Genomic DNA, 14792 nt, shown 5'->3' with positions numbered 1-14792 from the left:
CACGTTTGTGTCAGATGTAAAAAGTTGCATCTTCGGGAGTCTTCCCATACGCGGCTTGCTATAGTTCGTTTCAAGCGTTGTACCAGGACGCGCAAACGGAGAACATCATGATCAAGCGCTCGCACACCATTTACGCCGCCGCCATGCTGGCCATCAGCGCAGCAGCATTCGCACCAGCCATCGCGTCCGCGCAGGTTGGCGTCAGCATCGTGATCGGCAATGCGCCGCCTCCGCCGCGCTTCGAGAGCATTCCCGCGCCGCGTCATGGCTATGTCTGGGCGCCGGGCTACTGGAACTGGGACGGCTATCGCCACGTATGGCTGGCCGGCCGCTGGGAGCAGGAACGCATCGGCGCACAATACCGCCGCGCCGAGTGGATACGCGACGGCGGCAACTGGCGCCTGGACCCAGGCGGCTGGGTGACGGTCGATGCAGGCCCGGGCCGCGTGGACTACGTGACGGTCGCCCCGCCGCCACCGCGCTATGAGCGCGTGCCGGCTCCGCGCGTCGGCTACATCTGGGCGCCGGGGTACTGGGACTGGCGCGGCAACCGCCACGAATGGATAGGCGGCAGCTGGATGGTGGAGCGGCCGGGCTACGTCTACGCCCAGCCGCATTGGGTTCAGCGCGACGGACGCTGGCTGCGCGAGGAAGCACGCTGGGAACGGGGCCCGTACGGCGACCGCGATCACGACGGCATCCCCAATCGCTACGACCGTCACGACAACCGGGGCCATGGTCGTGGCGACAAGGACCACGACGGCATCCCGAACCGCTACGACCATGATCGCGACGGCGACGGCGTGCCTAACCGCCAGGACCGCCATCCGGACAATCCACGGCGCGATTGATGAACGAAAGCGAATTCGAAGTACTGGCCACGGCCGCCTACAAGGGCGAGCGCGTGGCCGCTCGTCGTTTGGCTGCGCGCTCCAATGTGAGCGAGGCGCAGGCGCTGCATCAGGTGCTGACGCAGGCGGCCGGCGCGCAGGGCTTGCCGCTGCTGCTGGCCGGGCGCGAGGCTTTGCGTCTGCGTGACGAAGAGCGGCGCTCGGCCAGGGTGGCGGAAAAGGCCAGACTGCTGGAACAACGCGCGGCGCGCACGCGGCCTGCCAGCGACGGCTGGCGCGGATGGTTCGACGGTTCGGCGCATCCGAACCCGGGCCAGATCGGCATCGGCGCGCTGCTGTGCGGGCCGGATGGCGAACGGGTGGAGATCAGCCGCCGCGCCGGCCATGGCAACAGCGGCGAGGCGGAATACCTGGCGTTGACGGCCCTGCTGGAGGCGGCCGTGCGGCTCGACGCCACCGGCCTGGTGGTGCATGGAGACAGCCAGGTGGTGGTCAATGACGTGAATCTGAGTGTGCAGGCGGTGGCCGCCGGTCGCGGGGCGAAAGGGCTGGAGGCGCATCGGCTGCGCGTGGTGGAGTTGTTGGCGCGGCTGGGAGATGTCAGCCTGCGCTGGGTTCCGCGCCATCGCAATGGCGACGCGGATCGCCTGTCGCAGCAGGCGATACACAGGCCTCCGGGCACAGCACCAGAGGCCTGATACGTCATTCCCGCGCAGGCGGGAAGTCATTTTCCCCGGTGGGGGAAATGACGATGTGGTTCAGGCGTGGCTGGTCAGGCGCAGGGCCGGACGGGCAGCCGTTGCGCGCGCCGGCGTGGTGCGCGAGCGCGATGCCGATCCCTCGACCTTAAACACGCTCACAGCCTGCGCCAGCGCTGCCGCTTGCTGCTGCATCGACTCCGCCGCCGCAGCTGCCTGCTCCACCAGCGCGGCGTTTTGCTGCGTCACGCCATCCATCGCGCCGATGGCCTGGTACACCTCGTTGATGCCGGCACTCTGCTCGGTGCTGGCCGCAGTGATCTCGGTGATGATGTCGCTGACGCGATGCACGCTGGTGACGATTTCGTCCATCGTCGAACCGGCATCGGCCACCAGTTTGCTGCCCTGGTTGACCTTCTCCACCGAATCCCCGATCAACTCCTTGATTTCCTTGGCCGCCGACGCGCTGCGCTGCGCCAGGTTGCGCACTTCGGTCGCGACGACCGCGAAGCCGCGTCCCTGCTCACCGGCGCGCGCCGCTTCCACCGCCGCGTTCAACGCCAGGATATTGGTCTGGAAGGCGATGCCGTCGATGACTGCGATGATGTCCACGATCTTGCGCGAGGACTGGTTGATCGAATCCATCGTGTCGACCACCTGCGACACCACCTGCCCGCCCTTCATCGCCACCTGCGCGGCCGACGCGGCCAGCTGGTTGGCCTGGCGCGCGTTGTCGGCGTTGTGCTTCACGGTCGACGTCAGCTCCTCCATCGACGACGCGGTTTCCTCCAGCGCGCCGGCTTGCTGCTCGGTGCGGCGCGACAGATCCTGGTTGCCCGCCGCGATCTCGCTCGACGAAGTGGTGATATGGTCGGTGCCGCTGCGCACTTCGGTGACGATGCCCAGCAGGCTGGCGTTCATCTCCTTCAACGCGGTCAGCAGCTGACCGGTTTCGTCGCGCGCGCTGTCGTCGATATTGCCGGTCAGGTCGCCGCCGGCGACGCGCCGCGCCGCCGTCACCGCCTGCTGCAGCGGCACGGTGATGCCGGTGGTGAGCAGCCACGAACTGACCGCGCCGAAGGCCAGCACCAGCAGCGCCAGCACGTACAGCAGATTGCGGCTGCTGGCCGCCACTTCGTCGATGTGGACGGCGGTGGCGTCGATTTTCGCGCGCTGCATTTTCAGCAGTTCCTGCATCAGCGCCAGATAGCTGGTGGAACCCGGAACGAACACGCCGGAGAACACCTTCTCGGCCCCTTCCTGGTCGCCGGCGCTTTTCAGCTTGGCCACCTGGTCGCGCGACGACAGGTAGATCTTGCGCTGTTCGCCGATGCGGCCGAACAGTTCCTGCTCGTCGGCGTCGACAATCAGCGCTTCCACCTTCTTCTGGTATTCCGCCGAGATGGCCGACGACGCCTTGGCCTCGTCGGCGAAGAAGGCGCCCAGCGTGGCGTCGCTGCTGCGGGCGATCGCGGTCGTGCGGCGGATCGCGCTGTCGATCTTGCTCGACCAGTCGGAGATCATGCGCTCCTTGGCCAGCGGCACCTGCATCATGTCGCGCGTGGCCGTGGCCACGCCCTGCAGGCGCCACACCGAAATCCCGGTGATCAGCATGGCGAACGCCAGGATGATGGAAAAGCCCAGCGCCAGGCGCTTGCCGATGCTGATATTGGCCAGCATGCCCATTACGCCGCCAGCGCGGTGGTTTCGACCAGGCCCATGTCGGCGCTCGACATCAGCTTGTCGATGTCGATCAGGATCAGCATGCGCTCTTCCAGCGTGCCCAGGCCGACGATATGGTCGCTGTTCATGGCCGCGCCGATTTCCGGCGCCGGCTTGACCTGCTCGGGCAGCAGCGTGGTCACGTCGGAGACGCGGTCGACCACCATGCCGACCACGCGGTGGCCGATGTTGAGGATGATGACGACGGTGAACTGGTCGTAAGACGGCGTGCCCAGGTTGAACTTGATGCGCATGTCGACGATCGGCACGATGATGCCGCGCAGATTGACCACGCCCTTGACGAAGTCGGGCGCGTTGGCGATGCGGGTCGGGGTTTCGTAGCTGCGGATTTCCGCTACTTTTTGTATGTCAATGCCGTACTCTTCCTGGCCCAGGGTGAAGGCCAAATACTCGCCGGCGGGGTTCGTTGCGTGCAGTTCGCTTACATTAGACATGGGGTTTCCTTCATTGCTAAAGTGATTGGCAGCAATGTTACCTCAAGTCAAGTTATTAAGCACCAAATAAATGCACCTGGGAAATAAATTGTATTAACGTTTCCAGCTGGGATTTTCGACCAGGCGGCCGGCCGAGGACGGCAGCGGGCGCAGCACGGTGGTGATCACGGCGCGCGGATTCGTGGCGTCGCGGTCGGGCCGGGCGGCCTCGATCTCGGCCTGGGCGCGGCGCGGCGCGGGCGACGCCAGCGCGGCGGCGGCCGCGTTCGGACGGGCGACGGCCTGGCGGCTGTCTTCCCCCTTGACCTGGATATGGGGCGCCACGGTCGGCGTGTCGTCGATCGCCTGCGCGCCGCCGCATGCCAGGGTCAACAACATCGGCGCAAGCGCCAGGAAGTTACGCATCATAGTGCCTGTGATTATCAAATATGGTTGCATAATGCGCAATCTCGTCGTACTTGTCAAGCGAACAATTGTTAATCACCACCAAGTTCCCCTGCACAAGGGCCGTATCAGGCTGTATGATCTGAAAAAAGATCGTCGAAGACAGACACCACGGGAGAACGATGAACAGCTTGCTGAACAGCTGGCACCCGCGCCTGGTCCGCCTGGCCAGTGCCGCCGCCGGCGCCGACGGCGCGCACGACACCAACCACCTGCACCGGGTCTGGCGCAACGCCAGCCTGCTGCTGGACGACTATCCCGAGGCCGACGCGCTGGTCGTGCTGGCCGGCTGCTATCTGCACGACCTGGTCAACCTGCCCAAGAACGATCCCGAACGCCACCAGGCCTCGCGCAAGGCGGCGCTGCTGGCCAGCCGCCAGCTGGCCGAACTCGATTTCCCGTCCAACAAGCTGGCCGCCGTCGCGCATGCGATCGAGAGCCACAGCTTTTCCGCCGCCATCCGCCCCGAGACCATCGAGGCGAAGATCGTGCAGGACGCCGACCGCCTCGACGCGCTGGGCGCGGTGGGCCTGGCACGGCTATTCTACACGGCCGGACGCATGGGCAGCGCGCTGGCCCACGCCGACGATCCGATGGCGCTGCACCGCGAGCTCGATGAGAAAGCCTACGCGCTGGACCATATCGACACCAAGCTGGCCACCCTGCCCGCCAAGATGCAGACGTCCGCCGGCCGCCACCTGGCACAGACCCGCCTCAACGAGCTGACCGCCTTCCGCGACAGCTTCATCGCCGAATGGGCCGCCAGCCCGGCCGCGCCCTGACCCTTTTCATTCATCGACATGACCACCCCCGATACCGCAGCAAGCGCCCTGCCGGCCACCCCGGCGCCGGGCAACCTGAACTTCATCCTGATTTGCGTCTTCATCGACATGCTGGGCATAGGCCTGATCGTGCCGGTGCTGCCGATGCTGGTGGGCGAATTCACCGGCTCGCGCGAGAACCAGGCCTACTGGTTCGGCATCATGAGCGCGGTGTTCGGCCTGATGCAGTTCATCTTCATGCCCATGCTGGGCGCCCTGAGCGACCGCATCGGCCGCCGCCCGGTGATGCTGTATTCGATGGCCGGCATGTGCATCAACTTCCTGTCCACTGCGTGGGCGCCCAACCTGGCCTACCTGTTCATCGGCCGCGTGGTGGGCGGCATGTCGTCGGCCAGCATGTCGGTGGCGTCGGCCTACGCGTCGGACATCTCGACGCCGGAGAACCGCGCCAAGAGCTTCGGCAAGGTCGGCGCGGCGTTCGGCCTGGGCTTCATCTGCGGCCCGATGCTGGGCGGCCTGCTGGGCAGCGTCAACCTGCACCTGCCGTTCTACGTGGCCGGCGGGCTGTCGGCCGCCAATTTCGTCTACGGCTACTTCGTGGTGCCGGAATCGCTGCCGGCCGAGCGCCGTTCGACGTTCAAGCTGGCCAAGATCAATCCCCTGTCGGCGCTGTTCAAGCTGGCGCGCCGCACCGACATCCGCGGCCTGGTGATCACCTTCGCCCTGGTCACCTTCGCGCAGATGATGCTGCAGACCACCTGGGTGCTGTACACCCACTTCCGCTTCGCCTGGACGCCGGGCCAGAACGGCGCCGCCATGTTCTGCGTCGGCCTGACGGCGGCCGTGGTGCAGGCCGGCCTGCTGGGCATCCTGATCAAGCGCTTCGGCGAGGTGCGGCTGTCGCTGCTGGGACTGGGCTCGGGCGCCCTCACCTATCTGCTGTACGGCCTGGCCACGCACGGCTGGATGATGTATGTGCTCATCCTGTGCAATGTGCTGGCGTTCGCGGTCGGCCCGGCGCTGCAGGGCATCGTCTCGAAGGCGACGCCGCCCCATGAACAGGGCGAGTTGATGGGGTCCCTGCAATCGGTCAGCAGCCTGGGGGTGATCTTCATGCCGCTGCTGGGCACCGCCATCCTCGGCGAAGTGAGCCACCTGCCGGCCGACGACTGGCGCATCGGCAGCACCTTCTACCTGTGCGCGGCGATGCAGGCGGTGGCCATCCTGGTGGCGCAGCGCTATTTCCATCAACACCATCTGCGGGCGGCCAAGCCATGAACCCGCGCACCATCGCCGCGCTGCTGGCGGCAGGCGTGGCGCAGGCATGCGCCGCCGCATGCTCGCGCGAGATCGCCGTGCCGGTGTCGGCCAGCGGCGCCAGCGTGCAGATAGAGGGCGAGCATATCGGCGGCATCTACCCCGAACTGCTGCGTGGCGCGAGCGGCAAGTACGGCTGCAACTTCGTCTTCAGCGTGGTGCCGCGCGCGCGCCAGGTGGCCATGTACAAGGCCGGCAAGGCCGACCTGCTGCTGCCGGCCTCGCGCACGCCGTCGCGCGACCTGGCCGGCACCTTCGTGCCGATGATAGGCCACCGCGCCATGCTGATTTCGGTGGCCGGGCAGCTGGCGCCGATCACCAGCGCCAGGAACCTGCTGGAGCGGCGCGAGCTGCGCGTGGCGGTGGTGCGGGGCTTCGACTATGGCGAGCAGTATATGGCGCTGGTCAACGAGCTGGCCAAACAGGGCCGCCTGTTCACCGAGGTCGACGTGGTGGCCGTGGCGCGCCTGCTGCACGCCGGGTCGGCCGACCTCACCATCATGGGGCCGACGCTGATGGCCGGCGCCATCCGGCGCGACCCGCGCGTCGACGGCCTGCAGGACAAGCTGCGCCTGGACGCGATTCCGGAACTGCCGTGGAACGACAGCGGCGCCTATGTGTCGCGCGCCCTGCCGGCGGCGGACCAGCGGCTGCTGATCGATATGCTGGAGAAGATCGGCAAGTCGAACCAGGTGATGGAAGGCTACCGCCGCTACTTCCGCGCGGACGTGCTGGCCGACAGCGTGCGTCCGCGTTAGGCGCTAAACGGTTTATACCGTTAGGCTTATTTCCCCTCCACCACCGGCAGCTCCAGCGCGCTGCTTTCGGCGCCGGCGTGGTACACGCGCAGCGTGGCCTTCTGGTAGTCGGCCGGCTTGGCGTGGAAGATGTTCTGCACATAGGTCTGCGGGTTGCGCTCGTACAGCGGGAACCAGCTGGACTGGATCTGCACCATCACCCGGTGGCCCGGCAGGAACACGTGGTTGGCGTTCGGCAGCGCGAAGCGGTACTTCTCCACGGCGCCCGGCGCGACCGGCGACGGATGCTCGTAGCTGTTGCGGTAGCGGCCGCGGAAGATGTCCATCGCGATGCCCAGCTGGTAGCCGCCCAGCTCCGGCTGCGACGGCACTTCGTCCGGGTAGACGTCGATCAGCTTGACCACCCAGTCGCTGTCGGTGCCGCTGGTCGAGGCGTACAGGTTGACCATGGCGGCGCCGGCGATCTGCAGGCGGGCCTTCAGCGGTTCGGTGACGTAGCTCAGCACATCGGTGCGGTCGGAGACGCCGCGCTGGTCGCTAACCAGCCACGGACGCCACACGTTGGCGTCGCCCATGCGCACCGGACGCGGCACGAAGGGCACCGGCTTGGCCGGGTCGGACACGTATTCGTCGTAGCCCGCGCCCTGCCGCGGCGCGTCGAAGTCCAGCTTGAAGCCGGGCTTGAGGTAGATCGGCTTGAGCGGCGCCGGGCAGCCGGCCTCGCACGCCAGCGGCCAGCGCTGCAAACGCTGCCAGCGATTGACGCCGGTCTGGTAGAACAGCACCGGCGGCGTGTCGGCGGCCGGCGCGCCGTCCTTCAGGTATTGGTCGAGGAAGGGCTGCATCACGTCGCGGCGGAATTCCAGCGCGGTGTCGCCGGTGAACTTGAGCGCGCCCAGGCTGGAGCCGTCGTAATTGACGCCGCTGTGGCGCCACGGTCCCACCACCAGGAAGTTCTTGTTGTTGGCCGTGTCCTGCGGTTCCACCGCCGAGTAGAAGGCGTAGGCGCCGTAGATGTCTTCCTGGTCCCAGTAGCCGACCACGGTCATGGTGGGCACCTTCATCGGGCGCTTGGCCAGGATTTTGTCGAGCGCCTGCTGCTGCCAGTAGCTGTCGTAGGCCGGGTGCTCGAACAGCTTGCGGGTGAAGTTGAGCTGGTCCAGGCCGAACTGTTTGGCGTAGTCGGCGGTGGAGCCGCCGCGCAGCACGCCCTCGTAGTCGTCGTAGACGCCGGTGGCCATGGTCTTGCCGCTGCCCTTGGCGGCGGTCTGGCCGGCGATGTAGCTCAGGTTCGGCAGGCGGAAGGCGCCGTTGTGGAACCAGTCGTCGCCGCGCCAGCCGTCGACCATGGGACTCATCGGCACGGCGACCTTGAGCGCCGGGTGCGGATCGACCAGCGCCATCAGCACCGTGAAGCCTTCGTAGGACGAGCCTATCATGCCGACGTTGCCGTTGCTTTCGGGGACGTTCTTGACCAGCCAGTCGATGGTGTCCCAGGCGTCGGTGGTGTGGTCGGTGCGGGTGTCGTTGAGCGGGCCCTTGACGGGGCGGGTCATCACGTACTCGCCCTCGGAGCCGTACTTGCCGCGCACGTCCTGGTAGACGCGGATGTAGCCGTTCTCCATCATCACCTCGTCGCCCTGGCCGACCGTGGCCAGCACGCTGGGGCTGACGTTGCGCTGGGCGCGGCCGCTGGCGTTGTAGGGCGTGCGGCTCAGCACCATGGGCGCGTGCACGGCGCCCTTGGGGATGACGATCACGGTGTGCAGCTTGACGCCGTCGCGCATGGGGATCATGACGTCGCGCTTGACGTAGTCGGCGTTGGGGACGGCGGTGTCGAACTTGGCGGGGATGTCGGGCGCCATGGGCGGCGTGGGCGTTTGCGCCGTTGCGGCGGAGACCATCAGGGTGGAAAGCACTGCAACTGCAAGGTCACGCATATCGGCTCCGGTAAGGGGTATTGCTCGGGATCGGCAATACTACCTTATCGTTTAGATTAATGCATGGGCTGGAGAAGCAAGGCGGGGCCTCACATCTTGACAGACCGGCGCTGAACTGCAACCATACGCGGATGACTTTTTTCACCACACCTCACGCCTGCCTGAATTGGCGCCGCTCCTAGCGCGCGGCCACTGTCTACCCATAGTGATGTGATATTTTTATCAACGCCGCCCTCATCTGGTGGCGTTTTTTACATTCGTCGCGCCGGATCGGGGCAACGTAAAGGAACCCCTGATGAGCCTGACCGAACAGTCCGAAGTAATCGCCACCGCAGCAGCCGCGTCCAAAGGCCCGACCGTGATCCTGACCGGCGACCGTCCGACCGGCCCGCTGCACCTGGGCCACTTCGTCGGCAGCCTGCGCAACCGCGTCGCCTATCAGCACGAGTACAAACAGTTCATCATGCTGGCCGACGCCCAGGCGCTGACCGACAACATGGACGACACCGGCAAGGTGCACCGCAACGTGGTCGAGGTGGCGCTGGACTATCTGGCGGTCGGCATCGACCCGGCCAAGTCGACCATCCTGATCCAGTCGCAGATCCCGGAACTGGCCGAGCTGACCTTTTATTACCTGAACCTGGTGACGGTGGCCCGCCTGGAGCGCAACCCGACCGTCAAGACCGAGATCGCGCTGCGCGGCTTCGAGCGCGACATCCCGGCCGGTTTCCTGACCTACCCGGCCTCGCAGGCGGCCGACATCTCGGCGTTCAAGGCCTCGCTGGTGCCGGTCGGCGAGGACCAGATCCCGATGATCGAGCAGACCAACGAGATCGTGCGCCGCTTCAACCGCATCGCCAACAAGGATATCCTGGTCGAGTGCAAGGCGCTGGTGCCGGAGATCGGCCGCCTGCCGGGCACCGACGGCAAGGCCAAGATGAGCAAATCGCTGGGCAACACGATCAACCTGGGCGCCACCGCGGCCGAGATCACCGCCGCCGTGAAAAAGGTGTATACCGATCCGCTGCACCTGCGCGTGGAGGATCCGGGCCACCTGGAGGGCAACGTCGCCTTCATCTACCTGGACGCCTTCGATCCGGAAAAGGACAAGCTGGCCGAGATGAAGGCCCACTACGTGCGCGGCGGCCTGGGCGACTCCATCGTCAAGAAGCGCCTGGAAGTGGTGCTGCAGGAGATGCTGGCGCCGATCCGCGCCCGCCGCGAGGAGCTGGCCCAGGACAAGGGCTACATCATGCAGATGCTGAAGGAAGGCACGATGCGCGCGCGCGAAGTGGCGGCGCAGACCGCCGACGAAGTCAAGGCCGCGCTCGGCCTGAGCTACTTCTGAAGCCTTTGACGCCGGACGCTTTGCCGTGGCTGGCGGCGGCGTACGGCGTGGCCAGCGTGGTCTGCTTTATCGCCTACGCGCTCGACAAGTCGGCCGCCGTGGGCCGGCGCCGGCGCATCCCCGAACGCACGCTGCTGCTGATGGGACTGGCGTGCGGCTGGCCGGGCGGCCTGCTGGCGCAGCGCTGGCTGCGCCACAAGACGGTCAAGACTTCCTTCCAGATCGCCTACTGGTGCAGCGTGGCGCTGAACCTTGCCGCGTTGACCGCCGTCTGGCGGCTGTGCGCAAATTACTGAGGATACCGACGATGTGGCAAGGCGTGATGTGCGGTTTGCTGGCGGGCGCCATGTGGGGCATGGTGTTCATCGTGCCGGAATTGCTGACGGCCTTCACGCCGCTGGAGATGGCTTGCGGGCGCTACATCGCCTACGGCCTGATCGCCGGCGGCCTGATGGCGCCGCGCCTGCCCGCGCTGCTGCGCCGGCTGGACCGGGGCGACGTGGCCGCGATGGTCAAGCATGCGCTGGCCGGCAACATCGTCTACTACATGCTGCTTGCGCTGGGCGTCAAGTTCGCCGGCGTGCCTGCCACCTCGCTGATCATCGGCGTGCTGCCGATCTCGGTCACGCTGATGGGCAGCAAGGACCACGGCTCGGTGCCGCTCAGGCAGCTGACGCTGCCGCTGCTGCTGGTGGCGGCCGGCATCGCCTGCATCAACATCGACGTTTTCAGCCACGACGCCGGCAACGGCGCGCCGCTGGCCGACAAGCTGCTCGGCGTGCTGTGCGCGGCCGGCGCGCTGCTGTGCTGGACCTGGTATTCGGTGGACAATGCGCGCTACCTGAAGCGCAATCCGCACTTCAGCAGCGGCGAGTGGTCGGCCTTGTACGGGGTGTCGAGCGGCTTGATCGCGCTGGCGATCGCGCTGGCGGCGCTGGCGCTGTTCCATAACGACGTGACCGGCGCCGGCGCCGTGGCCAGCGGCCGCGACTGGACGCTGTTCTGGATCGTCAACGCACTGCTGGCCCTGGGCGCCTCGGTGATCGGCAACCATCTGTGGAATATCGCCAGCCGCAAGGTGCCGCTGACCTTGTCCGGCCAGCTGATCCTGTTCGAGACCCTGTTCGCGCTGCTGTACGGCTTTATCTACAAGCAGCAGCTGCCGCGCGGGCTGGAGATCGCCGCCATGCTGCTGCTGGCGGCCGGCGTGATGTGGTCGATGCGCGTGCACGCGCTGGACGAGGCCGGCGAGGCGCACGCCGGCTAGCGCCGCGCTATTCGGGCTTGAGACGCTCGGCCACCAGCTGCGCCATCGGATCGTCGCCCAAGCCCGCCACCACGCCGCGCTGGTCGGCGGCGCTGCGGTTCTGGTTGACCTTCCATTTGCCCACCAGGCTGTCGATCGGGATCTCGATGCCGACGATGGCCTTCATCGTCGCGGCCATGAAATCGGCCGGGGCGTCGTCCAGCTCCCATGGCTGCGGCATGCCGCTTTCGTGGAAGGCGGTCATGCGGTCCAGCAGGCGGCGCAGCCAGAACGGATCGTCCACCGCGCGGCCGGCGCCGCGCGCCTGCACCATCGCGTAGTTCCAGGTCGGCACCACCTTGTGCGTGGTGCGCTTGGTTTCGTACCAACTCGGGCTGATGTAGGATTCCGGGCCCTGGAACACCACCAGGCATTGCGCCGCCGCCCCCAGCTTGCGCCACAGCGGATTGGCGCGCGCCACGTGGGCGCGCAGCACGCCCAGGCCGCTGTCGCCCTCGTCGGCGTACAGCATGAAGGGAAGCAGGTCGGCGGTGACGCCGTCGGCGTCGGCCAGGATCAGCGTGGCCAGCGGGAAGGCGCGCATCAGGCCGTGGCGGACTTCGAGTCGGTCTTCGGCGAAGGCGGGTTGCAGGTACATGGCGGCTCGATGGCGGCAGTGGTGACGCCGGCCAGTGTAGCAGCAGCGCGCGGGCGCGGAAAGGGCCAGCGCGGGCAGCCCGCGTGGGGCCAGGCCTAGTCCAGCAAGCCGTTCTCGCTCAGCACGTCCTGGATCAGTTCCAGGCGCAGCACGGGATTCTCCTGCAGCAGCAGGCGCTGCTTCTCGCCCACGTCCAGCCGCAGCAGCTCGCACCAGCGGTTCGCCACCCAGCCGGCTTCGTCCAGCCGGTACGGCGGCGCCAGCGGCATGTTGGCGGTGGAGATCTGCTTCTTCTGCAGCGAGCGGATCAGCGAACCAAGCGCGTTGGCCACGTCCTGCTGTTCGGTGGGGATGGGCACGACCATGTCTTCGGCCACCTCGTCGACCTCGGCCATCCACAAGCCGTGCTTGAGCTTTTCGGCCGATTTGATCTGGAAGCGCGTGGTGCCGACGCAGGAGATTTGCAGCAGCCCCGGCAGTGGCGCGGTCCACTCCAGGATGCGCGCCATGGTGCCGGCGTCGGACAGGGTTTCCTGCTTGTCGGGGATGCGGGTTTCGCTGCCTTCGAGCAGCGGGACCACGCCGAATTCCTCGCCCTTGGCGATGCAGCGCTTGATCAGGTCCAGATAGCGTACTTCAAACACCTGCAAGGGCAAATGGCCGTCCGGGAACAGGATGGTATTCAGGGGAAAAAGAGGAATTGATGCCATTCCGCCATCATCGCACGAAATGGCCGCGGCCGGACTAGACTGACCGCACTAACCTTAAGGCTTCGTTAAGGCCGGCGGTAAATGACGCCGCCTTTCATCACAAAAGCAACGCTGCGCAGCGCGGCGATGTCCTGGGTCGGGTCGCCCTGCACCGCCACCAGGTCGGCCAGGTAGCCGACGCGGATCGCGCCCAGCGAGGCGGCGCGCTCCAGCACGGCCGCGTTGACCACGGTGGCGGACTTCAGCGCCTCGGTCGGCGTCATGCCCAGCTTGACCATCCACTCCAGCTCGCGCGCGTTGGCGCCGTGCGCGTACACGCCGACGTCGCTGCCGTTGCCGATGACGACGCCCAGCCTGCGCGCCAGCTGGAAGGCGCGCGCGGCGGCCTGCATCGACGGCGTCGGCGGGCCGCCACGCTGGTGCCGCTGGAAGTATACGCTGGTGGCCTCGGGCGCGGTCAGGGTCGGGAAATAGGCGACGTGGCGTTCGGCCATCAGGCGAAAGGTGGCCTCGCTGCCGCCGTAGCCGTGCTCGATGCTGTCGACGCCGGCCAGCGTGGCGCGACGCATGCCCTCGTCCGTGCCGGCGTGCGCGGCCACCTTGCGCCCAGATTCGTGGGCGGCGGCCACCAGCGCGTTCAGTTCCGTTTGCGAGAAGGTGGCGTGGGCGCCGCCGTCGGCGCCGGTGCGGTAGTCGGCGTAGACCTTGATCCAGTCGGCGCCGCGCGCGCCCTGCTCGCGCACCGCGCGGGTGACCTCGTCGACGCCGCTCGCTTCCTGCGCGCCCTGGGGCAGATCCATGTCGGCGCGGTAGCCGCGCGGCGACGGCCCATAGCTTCCGGTGGCAACGATGGCGCGGGTGGCGATGAATAAACGCGGGCCGGGAATAAGCCCGTCCTCTATCGCTTTTTTAATCGCGACGTCGGCATACAAGGCGCCTTCGGTGCCCAGATCGCGCAGCGTGGTAAAACCGGCTTGTAATGTGGCGGCGGCGTGGCGGGAGGCCAGCAGGGTGCGGTATTCAAGCGACTCCTTTAAGACCTGGTCGTCCCACGAGGTTTCGTTATACGGGTGCAGCAGCAGATGCGCATGCAGGTCCATTAAACCCGGTATCAGGGTCGTGCCGGGCAGGCTGATACGCTCGGCGCCGGCCGGCGCATTCATTTTATCGGCGGGGCCGACTGCCGCTATCTTCCCCTCGACAATAAGCACCGACCAATTGGCATGCGCCTGGCCGTCGCCGGTCCACACGCGATCCGGACTTAACAGGCTATCGGCGGCCCCGGCGGCGGGAGAAAAAAGAGAAATTAAAGCGGAGAATAAGACTGCGGCTCGGCTCATCATGGATCGCGTCCCAAAAAAGAGAAAAGCCGGGACTGGGGTTTATAAAAACATATAAACCCGCAGCTCCCGGCCTGCAGCAAACTGACGGCGCGGCTTACTTAATCAGATATTGCTCTTTGTCCTTGCCTTCCAGCCATTTCGGAGCGCGGCCGCGGCCGGTCCAGGTCTGGCCAGTGGCGTCGTCGCGGTACTTGGTCGGCACCGGCGCGCGGGTCTTGACCGCCTTCACCTTGGCTACGCCGCCCAGATCCGCCACGGTCAGGCCGTATTCACGCATGATGGCCGTGACTTTTTCTTTAGCCTGCGCGATTTCATTTTTGCGGGCAGTCTCGGCCAGATTTTCCAGTTCGGCGATCTTTGCTTTGTATTCCTGGTAAGTCGTCATCTTATTTCCTTCTATCGGCAGGTTAGATTCTAAAAAAACCACTAGTGACAATGTGTGAGAATTGATAAGCGCAATTTACCATAACTTTGCACTAATTCTCCAGAGATATACGCGACAAATACCAATATAGCTATA

General features: G+C 66.3%; 16 protein-coding genes. 8 read left to right on the top strand and 8 right to left on the bottom strand.

The window, feature by feature from the left end; all coding sequences use genetic code 11:
* Positions 1-107: 107 nt before the first annotated feature.
* Entirely contained in the window at positions 108-851 is a 744-nt protein-coding gene (locus tag AC07WS_RS26355) for a thrombospondin type 3 repeat-containing protein (RefSeq protein ID WP_494731915.1), read from the top strand.
* Entirely contained in the window at positions 851-1549 is a 699-nt protein-coding gene (locus AC07WS_RS26350) for a ribonuclease HI family protein (RefSeq protein WP_494731914.1), read from the top strand. The genes AC07WS_RS26355 and AC07WS_RS26350 overlap by 1 nt, the downstream gene beginning before the upstream one ends.
* 60 nt (positions 1550-1609) lie before the next feature.
* Here the strand turns inward: AC07WS_RS26350 and AC07WS_RS26345 are convergent, their stop codons facing one another.
* From AC07WS_RS26345 to AC07WS_RS26335, 3 genes are all read right to left on the bottom strand, one after another.
* Positions 1610-3235 carry a methyl-accepting chemotaxis protein gene (locus AC07WS_RS26345; RefSeq protein WP_494731913.1) on the bottom strand — a complete coding sequence of 542 codons (1626 nt, stop codon included), beginning with the start codon at positions 3233-3235 and terminating at the stop codon, positions 1610-1612.
* Positions 3235-3726: a chemotaxis protein CheW gene (locus tag AC07WS_RS26340; protein ID WP_494731912.1), complete on the bottom strand. Its 492-nt coding sequence runs from the start codon at positions 3724-3726 to the stop codon at positions 3235-3237. Before AC07WS_RS26340 ends, AC07WS_RS26345 begins: the two co-directional genes overlap by 1 nt.
* Before the next feature lie 93 nt (positions 3727-3819).
* Positions 3820-4131 carry a hypothetical protein gene (locus AC07WS_RS26335; protein ID WP_494731911.1) on the bottom strand — a complete coding sequence of 104 codons (312 nt, stop codon included), beginning with the start codon at positions 4129-4131 and terminating at the stop codon, positions 3820-3822.
* Positions 4132-4292: 161 nt separating this feature from the next.
* Between AC07WS_RS26335 and AC07WS_RS26330 the strand changes: the two genes are divergently transcribed.
* Genes AC07WS_RS26330 through AC07WS_RS26320 form a run of 3 tightly spaced genes read left to right on the top strand, consistent with a single transcriptional unit; the run spans position 4293 to position 7027 of the window.
* Positions 4293-4952 (top strand): HD domain-containing protein, encoded by a 660-nt coding sequence (locus tag AC07WS_RS26330; RefSeq protein WP_494731910.1) that lies wholly within the window; start codon positions 4293-4295, stop codon positions 4950-4952.
* Positions 4953-4970: 18 nt separating this feature from the next.
* The gene (locus AC07WS_RS26325; protein ID WP_494731909.1) at positions 4971-6230 is read left to right on the top strand and encodes a TCR/Tet family MFS transporter; all 1260 of its coding nucleotides are present in this window, start codon (positions 4971-4973) and stop codon (positions 6228-6230) included.
* Complete coding sequence (locus AC07WS_RS26320) at positions 6227-7027, top strand: substrate-binding periplasmic protein (RefSeq protein WP_494731908.1); 801 nt, start codon at positions 6227-6229, stop codon at positions 7025-7027. Before AC07WS_RS26325 ends, AC07WS_RS26320 begins: the two co-directional genes overlap by 4 nt.
* A 26-nt stretch (positions 7028-7053) precedes the next feature.
* On the opposite strand, the gene AC07WS_RS26315 is transcribed toward AC07WS_RS26320, so the two are convergent.
* Positions 7054-8967 carry a CocE/NonD family hydrolase gene (locus tag AC07WS_RS26315; protein WP_494731907.1) on the bottom strand — a complete coding sequence of 638 codons (1914 nt, stop codon included), beginning with the start codon at positions 8965-8967 and terminating at the stop codon, positions 7054-7056.
* 295 nt (positions 8968-9262) lie between these two features.
* Between AC07WS_RS26315 and trpS the strand changes: the two genes are divergently transcribed.
* From trpS to AC07WS_RS26300, 3 genes are read left to right on the top strand one after another with little or no spacing between them, the layout of a single operon-like run.
* Positions 9263-10315, top strand: a complete 1053-nt coding sequence (gene trpS / locus AC07WS_RS26310) for a tryptophan--tRNA ligase (protein ID WP_494731906.1) — start codon at positions 9263-9265, stop codon at positions 10313-10315.
* 5 nt (positions 10316-10320) lie between these two features.
* Entirely contained in the window at positions 10321-10611 is a 291-nt protein-coding gene (locus AC07WS_RS26305) for a DUF1294 domain-containing protein (protein ID WP_494731905.1), read from the top strand.
* Between the two features lie 11 nt (positions 10612-10622).
* Complete coding sequence (locus AC07WS_RS26300; RefSeq protein ID WP_494731904.1) at positions 10623-11582, top strand: DMT family transporter; 960 nt, start codon at positions 10623-10625, stop codon at positions 11580-11582.
* Between the two features lie 7 nt (positions 11583-11589).
* Here AC07WS_RS26300 and AC07WS_RS26295 read toward each other — a convergent pair whose 3' ends face one another.
* From AC07WS_RS26295 to AC07WS_RS26280, 4 genes are all read right to left on the bottom strand, one after another.
* A complete protein-coding gene (locus tag AC07WS_RS26295; RefSeq protein ID WP_494731903.1) occupies positions 11590-12219 on the bottom strand; it encodes an FMN-binding negative transcriptional regulator in 630 nt (209 codons plus the stop codon).
* A 95-nt stretch (positions 12220-12314) separates the two neighbouring features.
* Positions 12315-12929, bottom strand: coding sequence for an LON peptidase substrate-binding domain-containing protein (locus AC07WS_RS26290; protein ID WP_494731902.1), 615 nt, complete (start codon positions 12927-12929; stop codon positions 12315-12317).
* A 65-nt stretch (positions 12930-12994) separates the two neighbouring features.
* The gene (locus tag AC07WS_RS26285; RefSeq protein ID WP_494731901.1) at positions 12995-14092 is read right to left on the bottom strand and encodes a metal-dependent hydrolase family protein; all 1098 of its coding nucleotides are present in this window, start codon (positions 14090-14092) and stop codon (positions 12995-12997) included.
* Positions 14093-14366: 274 nt separating this feature from the next.
* Entirely contained in the window at positions 14367-14657 is a 291-nt protein-coding gene (locus AC07WS_RS26280) for an H-NS histone family protein (RefSeq protein ID WP_117010121.1), read from the bottom strand.
* Positions 14658-14792 lie beyond the last annotated feature (135 nt).

This window comes from Duganella sp. GW821-FHT01E12 (assembly GCF_059422325.1).
This window is presented reverse-complemented; position numbering and strand designations above follow the sequence as displayed.

Coding starts and splice junctions, on each gene's coding strand:
- AC07WS_RS26330 (WP_494731910.1), top strand. CDS start 4,293: ATGAACAGCTTGCTGAACAGCTGGCACCCGCGCCTGGTCCGCCTGGCC.
- AC07WS_RS26335 (WP_494731911.1), bottom strand. CDS start 4,131: ATGCGTAACTTCCTGGCGCTTGCGCCGATGTTGTTGACCCTGGCATGC.
- AC07WS_RS26300 (WP_494731904.1), top strand. CDS start 10,623: ATGTGGCAAGGCGTGATGTGCGGTTTGCTGGCGGGCGCCATGTGGGGC.
- AC07WS_RS26315 (WP_494731907.1), bottom strand. CDS start 8,967: ATGCGTGACCTTGCAGTTGCAGTGCTTTCCACCCTGATGGTCTCCGCC.
- AC07WS_RS26325 (WP_494731909.1), top strand. CDS start 4,971: ATGACCACCCCCGATACCGCAGCAAGCGCCCTGCCGGCCACCCCGGCG.
- AC07WS_RS26290 (WP_494731902.1), bottom strand. CDS start 12,929: ATGGCATCAATTCCTCTTTTTCCCCTGAATACCATCCTGTTCCCGGAC.
- trpS (WP_494731906.1), top strand. CDS start 9,263: ATGAGCCTGACCGAACAGTCCGAAGTAATCGCCACCGCAGCAGCCGCG.
- AC07WS_RS26350 (WP_494731914.1), top strand. CDS start 851: ATGAACGAAAGCGAATTCGAAGTACTGGCCACGGCCGCCTACAAGGGC.
- AC07WS_RS26295 (WP_494731903.1), bottom strand. CDS start 12,219: ATGTACCTGCAACCCGCCTTCGCCGAAGACCGACTCGAAGTCCGCCAC.
- AC07WS_RS26320 (WP_494731908.1), top strand. CDS start 6,227: ATGAACCCGCGCACCATCGCCGCGCTGCTGGCGGCAGGCGTGGCGCAG.
- AC07WS_RS26285 (WP_494731901.1), bottom strand. CDS start 14,092: ATGAATGCGCCGGCCGGCGCCGAGCGTATCAGCCTGCCCGGCACGACC.
- AC07WS_RS26280 (WP_117010121.1), bottom strand. CDS start 14,657: ATGACGACTTACCAGGAATACAAAGCAAAGATCGCCGAACTGGAAAAT.
- AC07WS_RS26340 (WP_494731912.1), bottom strand. CDS start 3,726: ATGTCTAATGTAAGCGAACTGCACGCAACGAACCCCGCCGGCGAGTAT.
- AC07WS_RS26345 (WP_494731913.1), bottom strand. CDS start 3,235: ATGGGCATGCTGGCCAATATCAGCATCGGCAAGCGCCTGGCGCTGGGC.
- AC07WS_RS26355 (WP_494731915.1), top strand. CDS start 108: ATGATCAAGCGCTCGCACACCATTTACGCCGCCGCCATGCTGGCCATC.